The 10,010-nt window shown below is 42.1% G+C and carries 11 protein-coding genes; 4 read left to right on the forward strand and 7 right to left on the reverse strand.

Annotated features, from left to right (window positions below; all coding sequences use genetic code 11):
• The first annotated feature begins 37 nt into the window (after positions 1-37).
• Complete coding sequence (locus tag ACT3SX_RS11600) at positions 38-1,033, forward strand: biotin--[acetyl-CoA-carboxylase] ligase (protein ID WP_192520339.1); 996 nt, start codon at positions 38-40, stop codon at positions 1,031-1,033.
• A 32-nt stretch (positions 1,034-1,065) separates the two neighbouring features.
• Positions 1,066-1,788 carry a pantothenate kinase gene (locus tag ACT3SX_RS11605; protein ID WP_192520338.1) on the forward strand — a complete coding sequence of 241 codons (723 nt, stop codon included), beginning with the start codon at positions 1,066-1,068 and terminating at the stop codon, positions 1,786-1,788.
• A gap of 102 nt (positions 1,789-1,890) precedes the next feature.
• On the opposite strand, the gene ACT3SX_RS11610 is transcribed toward ACT3SX_RS11605, so the two are convergent.
• From ACT3SX_RS11610 to ACT3SX_RS11640, 7 genes are all read right to left on the reverse strand, one after another.
• Positions 1,891-2,358, reverse strand: coding sequence for an energy transducer TonB (locus ACT3SX_RS11610; protein WP_192992423.1), 468 nt, complete (start codon positions 2,356-2,358; stop codon positions 1,891-1,893).
• A gap of 134 nt (positions 2,359-2,492) precedes the next feature.
• Positions 2,493-3,002, reverse strand: a complete 510-nt coding sequence (locus ACT3SX_RS11615) for an energy transducer TonB (RefSeq protein ID WP_192520336.1) — start codon at positions 3,000-3,002, stop codon at positions 2,493-2,495.
• A gap of 139 nt (positions 3,003-3,141) precedes the next feature.
• On the reverse strand, positions 3,142-4,365 hold the full coding sequence (locus tag ACT3SX_RS11620; RefSeq protein ID WP_192520335.1) for an FAD-dependent oxidoreductase: 1,224 nt from the start codon (positions 4,363-4,365) through the stop codon (positions 3,142-3,144).
• 185 nt (positions 4,366-4,550) lie between these two features.
• Positions 4,551-5,282, reverse strand: a complete 732-nt coding sequence (locus ACT3SX_RS11625) for an amino acid ABC transporter ATP-binding protein (protein WP_225739285.1) — start codon at positions 5,280-5,282, stop codon at positions 4,551-4,553.
• Positions 5,283-5,456: 174 nt separating this feature from the next.
• The gene (locus ACT3SX_RS11630) at positions 5,457-6,128 is read right to left on the reverse strand and encodes an ABC transporter permease subunit (RefSeq protein ID WP_192520334.1); all 672 of its coding nucleotides are present in this window, start codon (positions 6,126-6,128) and stop codon (positions 5,457-5,459) included.
• Positions 6,125-6,871: an amino acid ABC transporter permease gene (locus ACT3SX_RS11635; protein WP_192520333.1), complete on the reverse strand. Its 747-nt coding sequence runs from the start codon at positions 6,869-6,871 to the stop codon at positions 6,125-6,127. Before ACT3SX_RS11635 ends, ACT3SX_RS11630 begins: the two co-directional genes overlap by 4 nt.
• 97 nt (positions 6,872-6,968) lie before the next feature.
• Positions 6,969-7,940 (reverse strand): glutamate/aspartate ABC transporter substrate-binding protein, encoded by a 972-nt coding sequence (locus tag ACT3SX_RS11640; protein ID WP_192520332.1) that lies wholly within the window; start codon positions 7,938-7,940, stop codon positions 6,969-6,971.
• 356 nt (positions 7,941-8,296) lie between these two features.
• Here ACT3SX_RS11640 and hslO point away from each other — a divergent pair, with 356 nt between their 5' ends.
• Together hslO and ACT3SX_RS11650 are read left to right on the forward strand one after the other, a co-directional pair.
• Positions 8,297-9,277, forward strand: coding sequence for an Hsp33 family molecular chaperone HslO (gene hslO / locus ACT3SX_RS11645; RefSeq protein WP_192992424.1), 981 nt, complete (start codon positions 8,297-8,299; stop codon positions 9,275-9,277).
• A 110-nt stretch (positions 9,278-9,387) separates the two neighbouring features.
• A partial coding sequence (locus ACT3SX_RS11650; RefSeq protein ID WP_444526167.1) for a hypothetical protein occupies positions 9,388-10,010 on the forward strand: 623 nt, incomplete at its 3' end.

The raw sequence follows: 10,010 nt of genomic DNA on the forward strand, positions 1-10,010 counted from the left end.
CAAAGATTATCTTAGCTAACCTAAATAGAATAAACTTATGCCGATATCTAACCAGCCATTTAACGCTTCATCAAAGTCACTACGACTTAATCATTCGCCTATGCTAAATCATCGTCATATCGTGAGTAGCGCCTCTACCAATAGTGAGCTGATAGACGCCATACAAGACGGTACATTAGATGCGACCGAGATGCACTTATTAACGGCTGAGACCCAAAGCGCTGGTCGTGGGCAACACGGACGCTCATGGCAGTCACCACCTGGCAATGCTTACCTGTCTCTCTACCATCCTGTGCACTTGCCCGTTAGCGGACTGCTGTCATTAATCATCGGTGTTGAACTGGCACAAATGCCCGTTATCCAAATACTAAATGAGCAGTTGCTAGTACAAGGACTCACACCTATCGGCGTAAAATGGGCAAATGATCTGGGCTTTTACCAGAGCAAACATCGACCTCAAGGCCAGTCTACTTTAGGTAACACGAATGTGCATAATACGACATTAGACAACCAGACGCTGCCATTTCATAAACTCGCAGGCATTCTGATCGAACCTGTATCGCAAGCAGGCAAGCTGGTTGGGGTGGTCATAGGTGTGGGACTCAATGTACGAGCGACACCAAAGCTCACAGCACAAACCGCTGAAGGCATGAGTTATCAAGCGATTAGCTTACAAGATATTGCTGAGACGCTACAGCCAAAAATACAAACCGACTATATAACAGACTTACGTGAACTCTATCAGCAAATGAGTCAGGCACTAATGAGCGCCATGACGTGCTTTGAGTACCTAAGTATAGAAAAATCAACGGGCCATAGTTATTATCTGGATAGGTTTTTAAAGCAGTTTGACTCGATGGATGCATTGCGCGAGCTGCGATTACGGGTAACCCAAGAGCATAACGGTCAAACAAATATACTTACAGGCTACGCTTGTGGTATCGATACACATGGATGTTTGCAATTGCGCCAAGATAGCGGTAAGATTTCTGCTCTTTTTACTGGACGCATTGACGTTATTCAAACGGCTTAATCGTTTAATCAACGAGTACTAAAGGGAATTTTATGCTCTGGCTTGATCTTGGAAATACCCGCCTAAAATACTGGCTCACCGATGATATCGGTCAGATAGTCACACATGATGCAAAACAACATCTGCAAGCACCCGCCGAATTACTGATGGGTCTGACAGATCGCTTTGAGCGTTTTGCCCCTGATTTTATTGGTATCTCATCGGTACTAGGTGACGAGCTAAATGTTAAGGTAGCGGAGACTTTAAGCCGTCTAAATATTCCGTTTAAATTTGTCAACGTTGATGCAGCACATCCGCTCATGAAGAGCGCCTATAATGATGAACAGCTAGGCTGTGATCGTTGGCTACAGATGCTGGGCGCGGTGGATAAGAAAAAACGCCAGTGTGTGATTGGCTGCGGTACAGCGGTGACGATTGATTTGATCGATCATGCTGAGCACTTAGGTGGTTATATATTTCCTAGCATCTACCTACAACGTGAATCGTTGTTTTCTGGTACCAAGCAAATCACCATCTCTAACGGTACTTTTGATAGTGTCAGTCAAGGTATGACCACACAGGATGCGGTACATCGCGGTATACTCTTGTCAATTGTCGGTGCCATCAATGAGATTAGCCATCGTCACCCTAACTTTGAATTGATAATGACGGGTGGTGATGCAGCCATTATCGCCCAGCATGTCAATCGCCCTGTTCGCCTGCGTGATGACTTGTTGTTAAATGGTCTGGCACGATATTTTGATCATAGTAAATAGCCAGTAGCAGGTGTTATGAGCTTTCATAAGTTAGAAAAAAAGCAGTACGTCTGAGGCGTACTGCTTTTTTGGTTTAAAAACACATAAATTCTCTGTTACTACCTACGGTACTACATATCTAATAGGTAAGCTAAACCTTGCTCTTACGGCTTTCCCTTTAGTCATAAATGGCTTCATTTGACCATATTTTACCTGTTGGATAGCACTTCTATCCAAGCATGAACTACCGCTGCTTTTTTTGATTTTTACATCAGTAATTTTGCCTTGCTTATCAACCGATACATCTAACAAAATATTGAGTTTGGTGCCATTACTCATAGTATTTATACAATGAGGTTCGATTCTAAATCTAGGCATTTTCACCCAAGATACATTATTAGTAGGAACTTGAGTAACTGGCTCTGATTCAGACAAATCAATCAACTCTGCCTGTGCAGGCATCGTACTTGCTATCATCGTAAACAATGCAAACATAGTGACTAATAGGCTATTAGCACCGATAGATTTTATGTTGGTTAGTAAAGAAGAAACGGTATTAACGTCTGGCTTAGTATATAGTTTACGAGTCATAATATAAATAATCTCACACAATATTTTCATGATAATCAATTGTCTGCATCTTATGCTGTCAGCTGTTATAGAATAAAAACTGAAAAGCAGGACGTCTTAATCGACCTACTTTTTGTTATGTTCAAATACGAGAGTTACGGTGCTCTAAATGTAATTGGTATATCAACCCTACCTTCTACAGCCTTTCCTTCTCTTAAAAAAGGCTTGAAACGAGCTGATTTAAGCTCTCTAGCCACCCGTCTATCTATATTTGTTATACCACTACTCTCAATCACTTTTACATTTCTGATACTACCTTGCGTATCAACGCGCAAGGAAAAAACCATTTTGAAAAGCCTGTTTCCACAAGGCTTTAAATCGTCCCCATCGAAATAATACGCACAATTAATGAATTTATCTATAGAACTAACAGCTCGATCAAAATTTGGCGGTCTCAACCAGCTAGCATCTTGACTAGCAAACTTAATAACGGGTTCAGGACTAGACAAATCAACTAGCTCTGCCTGTGCAGGCGTTGTGCTTGCTATCATCGTAAACAATCCAAACATAGTGACTAACAGGCTATTAGCACCGATAGATTTTATGTTGGTTAGTAAGGAAGAAATGGTCTTAAAGTCTAGCTTGGTATGTAGTTTACGGATCATGATATAAGTCTTTTATTTCAGTTATTCATCAGTCATTAAAAAGTGCCACGCTATGAGAGACATAACGTAGCACATTTTTGATTTTCATGGTAAACATAATTCGATTATTACTAACTTATTATGCCACGCTATCAGTGTTTTATTTAACAGGAAACTTGATAGTGACCGCGGCAGTCATCGTATCATTGTCACCTACCAACTCCATCACCAACTCTTCATCACTCTCTGTCTTAACCTGCCAGTTGCCAGTCGCTTTTGGTACGCCTGTCACCATGACAGAGATTGCTTTATTTTTTAGGCGAATCATTGGTGGCTTATGAGCATAGCCATCATGGTCTAGGCCCAACACATCATCAGCAATAGTAGCAGCCTGCGCACGCAACGGTGCTACATAACGGCAAGGTACGCCATCGATAGACATACAATCACCAATGGCATAAATATTGGATGTATTGGTACGCAATGTTGACGCATCGACTACGATACCCGTACGACGGTCGAACTCCACACCAGCAGCAGCAGGCAATTGATCATCAACGGTCAGACCTGTACTGGCAATCACATGATCGACAATAAGTGGCTCGATTGGCTCAGCAGCACTGTTTTCTGCCGCTGATGGCAGTGCCTCATAACTGACCTGTAACTGTCCATCGCTATCTTCACTGGTGCCATCACTGATACGAGTAATAGCAGATACCTGATAACCGCCTAAAAAGTTAATGCCTTGTGACTTCACCGCTTGAGCGATACGAGCCGTCGCTTTTGGCGGTAGCATTTGTGATAGTGGCGCATCGTTTAAATCAATGAGCGTCACTTGATGACCAGCTTTTAGTAAGTCCTCTGCAATCTCCGTCCCAACCATGCCCGCACCGACGATAGCAACGTGCTGACTGCCAGTGGCTAGCTTTTCTTGTAGCTGTCCAAAGCGCTCAATATGATTGACATGCCATACCAAATCTTCTGGCAAGCTTTTGGGAAAAATAGGATGCGCACCCATAGCGAGCACCAGCTTGTCATAGCCGATCGTGGCGTAATTGGTATAAACAGGATCTGAGCGCAGTGCAGAGACAAGCTGCAACTGCTGGGTGGCAGCATCAACATCCGTTACTTGCGTATTGGCAAGCAGCTTAACATTTGCCGCTTCTGCGGCATCAATGCCAGTTGCTCTAACCAAGTCTGCTGCACTTTTCTTTTGGCTAATCGCCATGGTCAACATTGGCTTGTGGTAACGATCACCACTATCAGCGGTCACCAACGTAATCGGAATATCTTTGTCTTTTGCCCGAATGGCATCGATCACATGCCAGCCCGCCAAACCTGCACCAATAATCACGATACCATTATTTGATTGTTCTACACTCATATTAGCTCCGATATAGATAATAGATTATTTTAATTGTTAGAATATTGACCGTTATTGTATCAGTAAACAGCTATTCACTTATACAGTCAACCATATCGATATGGTAGTTAAATATATCAATCTATCGCCACAAAAAAAGCGCCTATTAATAGACGCTTGAAAGTATGAAGAAGCTAAATATAGTGTTAGTGATTGAGAATCTTTGATAAGAACTGCTGAGCACGATCACTCTTTGCTCCTTCAAAAAATTCATCTTTGCTACAGTTTTCTACGATATGACCTTCATCCATAAAGATAATACGATTGGCTACCTGACTGGCAAAACCCATTTCATGCGTCACACACATCATCGTCATACCATCACGAGTCAACTCAACCATCACATCGAGCACCTCCTGAATCATCTCAGGATCAAGCGCCGAGGTTGGCTCATCAAATAGCATCGCCACAGGATCCATCGCTAGCGCACGTGCAATCGCTACCCGCTGCTGCTGACCACCAGACAGTTCTGCCGGATACTTGGCCGCTTGCGCGGTTAGACCCACACGGTCTAGATAGGCCATGGCTTTTTGCTTGGCTTCAGATTCTTTACGTCCCAATACTTTGATTTGCGCGACTGTCAAATTATCGATAATCGTCAAATGCGGAAACAACTCAAAATGCTGAAACACCATACCTACGCGGCTGCGCAGTTTGGGCAGATTGGTCTTTGGGTCACCGACAGAGATACCATTGACCATGATGTCACCTTTTTGAAAAGGCTCAAGCCCATTGACCGTTTTGATTAAGGTCGATTTACCGCTGCCCGATGGTCCACAAACGACGACGACATCCCCTTTATGCACGTGCGCCGTACAGTCAGTCAATACTTGAAAGTCACCATACCACTTACTGACATTAGCAATTTCAACCACCATCTCGTCACTAGCATGACCACTATTGGTAACCAGTCCACCAAAGGCATTTACGTACGTATCAGCATTGCTCATTACTGGCTCCTAACCACATTATTCTTGATAATCAATATTTAAAAAGGTAAAACAAATACTAAAGCGGCACCTTAAAACTAAAAAATCTGGGGCAAAAATCTATTAGAACCGTAAACGCTTTTGAATTTGTTGTACACCAATAGAAGCACTGACACTAATCACAAAATAGACAGCGCCAGCACCTAATATATAAGGTGTGAGTAAACCCATCAACTCTCCTCGCACGTAAGCAGCACGGAAAAAATCCGTCAAACCAATCGCAAATACCAAGGTAGTATCTTGGAACAAGATAATACATTGCTGCAAAATAAGCGGCAGCATCTTGCGAAACGCTTGCGGCAAAATCACCAAGCGCATGGTCTGCCCATAAGTCATGCCTAGTGCTTTAGCAGCATTGACCTGTCCGCTACCAATGGATTGAATACCAGCACGTACCACTTCTGAAAAGTAAGCCGCCTCAAACATCATAAAGGCAACCACACAAGACGCAAACGCAGCATCTAACTGTAAATACTTACCTGCCACCCAAAAATAAATCATCGGTACCGCAAAGTAGAACCATAGCAATACCAACAGCAACGGCACTGAGCGGAAATAATTGACGTATAGCTTTGCGGGTATCTCTAACACCTTGATACCAGACAAACGCATCAATGCCAATACGGTACCCAGACTGATACCACCAAGTATCGCTAAAAACAATACTTTTAAGGTGGTGATCATACCACTCATCAAACCAGGATAAGCTGTGGCTAATTCGGTCATCATATTCATTTTTGACCTCCTGCAATCAAACCAGGCACGCGTAGTTTACGCTCAATCAAACCCATAATAGCAATCAAGGATAAGTTGAAGACCAAATAAATAATCGTTGCGTAAGTATAGATCTCGATGCTGTTTTGAGTATATTCACTGATAGTTTTGGTTTGACTAATCAGCTCCATGACACCTACTAAAGAAGCAACCGAAGCGTTTTTGAAGCAATTGGTAAGCTCAGAGCTGAGCGGTGGTAATATAATTCTAAAAGCCTGCGGTAACAGAACTTCTTTATAAACTTGAGGAATACTAAAGCCGAGTGCGTAGGCTGCATTGACCTGCCCATCAGGTAATGACTCAATACCAGTACGTACTTGCTCAACGATACGAGCCGCAGTAAATAAGCCAAGACCAATACTCGCTGATAGCATGGCTGAGGTATTGGGAGATAAATCCTTATACCACCAGTCTTGTATTGCAGGTGTGAGCCAGCCTGGGGCAATATAAAACCAAAAGAATAATTGTACAAGCAATGGAATATTACGAAAAAACGTGACATAAGCCGTACCAATAGCACGAGCGGGTTTATTGGGTAAGGTGCGCATGATGCCAAAGATGGTACCCACTACCATAGCAATAGCCCACGCAATACTACCAATTAATAACAGCCAGCCGAGACCAGTAATCATCCAATGGATATAAAGCTCGCTACCAATGCCCGTATGCTCAAAGAGCACACCCCAGTTCCAGCTATAATTCATGATTTGTCTCTCCGAATAGCAATTGAAAATCTTACGTGCCAAATGGACAATAAATTTCCATCTGAACACGTAAGCAAGCTAGGTTGAAGGACGATAACTACTGTGCCTCTACTTCTTTTGGCTGTGCGCTGTCATGCGGATTGGCAATCAATGCTTTTAGGTTGTCAGACATCTCAAAATTTAGATTGACGTTTTTTGGTGGGATTGGGTTCAAGAACCACTTGTCATAAATACTGTTAATCTCGCCCGAACTAAAGACGTTGGCCAATGCTTCATCAACCACTGCTTTGAACTCTGGATCGTCATTACGCATCATACAGCCGTAGATTTCAAACGACTGAGGCTGACCAACGATGACCCATTCATCAGGATTTTTCGCTTTGGCTTTTTCACCAGCGAGCAGTACATCATCCATCATAAAGGCATCGGCACGGCCTTGCTCTAACATCAAGAAAGCTTCACCATGATCTTTGGCAGATATGATATTGATATCCATACTATTTTCGTCATTGTACTGACGAATATAACGCTCTGAGGTCGTTCCTGCTGTAGTGACTAGCGTTTTGCCTTTTAGATCTTCAAACTCTTGGATACCAGAATCTTTTTTGGTTAATAGGCGCGTACCAATTTCAAAGAAACCATTAGAAAACGCGACTTGTTTTTGGCGCTCTTCGTTATTGGTCGTTGAGCCACACTCAAAATCGACTGTGCCGTTTTGTACCAATGGAATACGTGTTTGTGAGGTAATCAAGTTATAACGAATTTGTAGATCTGGCATATCTAGCTTTTCTTTGACAGCATCAACGACTTTCATTTCCAAATCGTGTGCATAACCGATAGGCTGATTAGGATCGTCAGCGATATAAGAGAATGGGATAGAGGAATCACGGTGACCAACAACGATGGTTCCAGAGTCTTTGATTTTTTGTAGCGTACCATTCATGCTCTCTGACGTGGCACTATCATCTGCTGGCGCATCGGTGCTGGTTTCGCTGCTATTATTACAACCTGTCAAAGCCAATGCTACCAATGCAGCTAAAGTCAACGGTTTAGAAAAGAAGTAAGTCATGAAAAACATCCTTTTATCACAAAGTTAAATGAGCGCTTGGACGACATAGGTCTGGCAGTTGGCTGACCTTACTATCCCGCATCCATACGATTGTTGCTGGTATTTATCAAAATGAAACTTAAAGTTACTGTACAACAAATTTATGCTAGAAGGTAATTTATTTTTAATAAAGTCATTATTTTGTCATATCTTTACTTTCTTATAATCAAAGGCAAACACTCATCACTGCCTTGTTCGAGCAAAAGACTTTAGAGGATTATTAAAAAAATAGACATACATACAGAATAAAAGAGCTGATTGATAAATCACGATGAATCCCCATAAAGTTAACAACTTCCCAATACTACAAATGACTTATGACACAAGACACTCAAGCCCCAAATACGGACAGCCAAACCGCTAGCAACCACAGCGATAATGATGTGCGCCAACGCTTCTTTATCGAAGATTCTCCCGTGCGTGGTGACGTAGTGCGTCTCTCACGCAGCTATGCAAGTACAATTGCCCAAAAGCCCTACCCTGAAGCCATCAAACGCTTATTGGGTGAAATGCTGACGGCAGCGAGTTTGCTAATCAGTACGGTCAAAATAAATGGGCGTTTGTCCATTCAGCTACAGTCATCGGACAGCGACAGCTTGCTTAACTGGGCGATGGCAGAATGCGATCAAAACGGTGTCATCAGAGCGCTTGCCAGCTGGAAATCTGAAACTGATGAGCAGGTACAAGCATGGAACAATATGCTCCACGCCAAAGAAGCGTTTGCAGAGCTAGGCGCACCCGGACAGGGCGTCTTATTTATCAATATTCAGCCTGATGGTGGTGAGCCTTATCAAGGTATCGTTGAGCGCAGCCATGACAATCTGGCAGACTGCTTAGCCCATTATCAAAAGCAATCAGCTCAGATTCCAACATTGATTAATCTGGCATCGGACGGTCTACAAGCAGGTGGTATATTGGTGCAGATGCTACCTCGTACTGCCGCAGAAACTTATGAGGTTGAGCAAAACGAAGATGCGGGTATTGACGATGATTTATGGATACGCTTATCTGTATTGACACGCACAGTCAAGGCCGAAGAGCTGACGACGCTTGATGCTAACGAGATTCTATATCGTCTGTATCACGAAGAAAATATCGTTGCCCCTGAACCTGCTCCATTGTCATTTGGTTGCACTTGCTCACGCGAGAAATGTGAGACAGCCATTGAACAAATCGGTGAAGCAGAGGCATTAGATATCGTGGAAGAGCAAGGCGGCACGTTTGAAATGGATTGCGGTTTTTGCGGTGAAATCTATAAGTTTAATAAAGATGATATCGCAGCAATATTTGCTGAGTAAGTTGTCCTACTTGCTACAAATCAGTGTTTATAGAAATACAAAAACCCCTCAAGTATGATGCTTGAGGGGTTTTTGTTTTATACTAAGTTTTTTAAATACTGGTATTAGTGATGAGTAGCTTTTGGCAAGAGTTGATTATAAATTGGGGTGGCAATGCTGTTTTAGGTGGATTAATAATCTATCTTGGTAAGATTTACCTAGAAAGAATCGGACGAAATGAACAATCAGCTATTGATGAGCGACTAAAACGTCTTGAACAAGAACATGAAAAATCACTCACTAAAGATGAGCATTTCCATCAGGTTACCCTAGATACTTATCAAGAAATATTTAAGAAGAAGATAGAAGTTTATGATGAGCTTACACGCTTAAAATCTTTATACATCAATCATAACTCTATTGTTATCTCTCTTAGAAACAACAAAGATTTTCTAAATGAGCAATACTACGATAGCAGCAAAGGCATTGAATGCTATAGTCTATTACTCCAGATGTATGCATATACTATCAAGAGCCAATTATACATCAGTACAAAATTATTAGAAAAATTCACTGAATGGATGAATAAAAAGAATGACCTACATGCTACATATATAGCTGAAACTCTACCTCATGTTAATGAAGAAAATATAGAAAACTATGTAGGTGATAATTTGAAAGCTACTATGATTGAGTTTGATGGACGCTCTACACACATCTTGGAAGAAAATATCAACGAAATATTTGCTCAAAT

Origin of the sequence: Psychrobacter sp. AOP31-B2-9, from assembly GCF_052378005.1 — a bacterium.
In the GTDB taxonomy this organism is placed as follows: Bacteria; Pseudomonadota; Gammaproteobacteria; order Pseudomonadales; family Moraxellaceae; genus Psychrobacter.

Excerpts from the sequence above, each read along its gene's own strand:
- ACT3SX_RS11635 (WP_192520333.1), bottom strand. The coding sequence starts at position 6,871 with ATGAATTATAGCTGGAACTGGGGTGTGCTCTTTGAGCATACGGGCATT.
- ACT3SX_RS11640 (WP_192520332.1), bottom strand. The coding sequence starts at position 7,940 with ATGACTTACTTCTTTTCTAAACCGTTGACTTTAGCTGCATTGGTAGCA.
- ACT3SX_RS11600 (WP_192520339.1), top strand. The coding sequence starts at position 38 with ATGCCGATATCTAACCAGCCATTTAACGCTTCATCAAAGTCACTACGA.
- ACT3SX_RS11615 (WP_192520336.1), bottom strand. The coding sequence starts at position 3,002 with ATGATCCGTAAACTACATACCAAGCTAGACTTTAAGACCATTTCTTCC.
- ACT3SX_RS11630 (WP_192520334.1), bottom strand. The coding sequence starts at position 6,128 with ATGAATATGATGACCGAATTAGCCACAGCTTATCCTGGTTTGATGAGT.
- hslO (WP_192992424.1), top strand. The coding sequence starts at position 8,297 with ATGACACAAGACACTCAAGCCCCAAATACGGACAGCCAAACCGCTAGC.
- ACT3SX_RS11605 (WP_192520338.1), top strand. The coding sequence starts at position 1,066 with ATGCTCTGGCTTGATCTTGGAAATACCCGCCTAAAATACTGGCTCACC.
- ACT3SX_RS11625 (WP_225739285.1), bottom strand. The coding sequence starts at position 5,282 with ATGGTGGTTGAAATTGCTAATGTCAGTAAGTGGTATGGTGACTTTCAA.
- ACT3SX_RS11620 (WP_192520335.1), bottom strand. The coding sequence starts at position 4,365 with ATGAGTGTAGAACAATCAAATAATGGTATCGTGATTATTGGTGCAGGT.
- ACT3SX_RS11610 (WP_192992423.1), bottom strand. The coding sequence starts at position 2,358 with ATGACTCGTAAACTATATACTAAGCCAGACGTTAATACCGTTTCTTCT.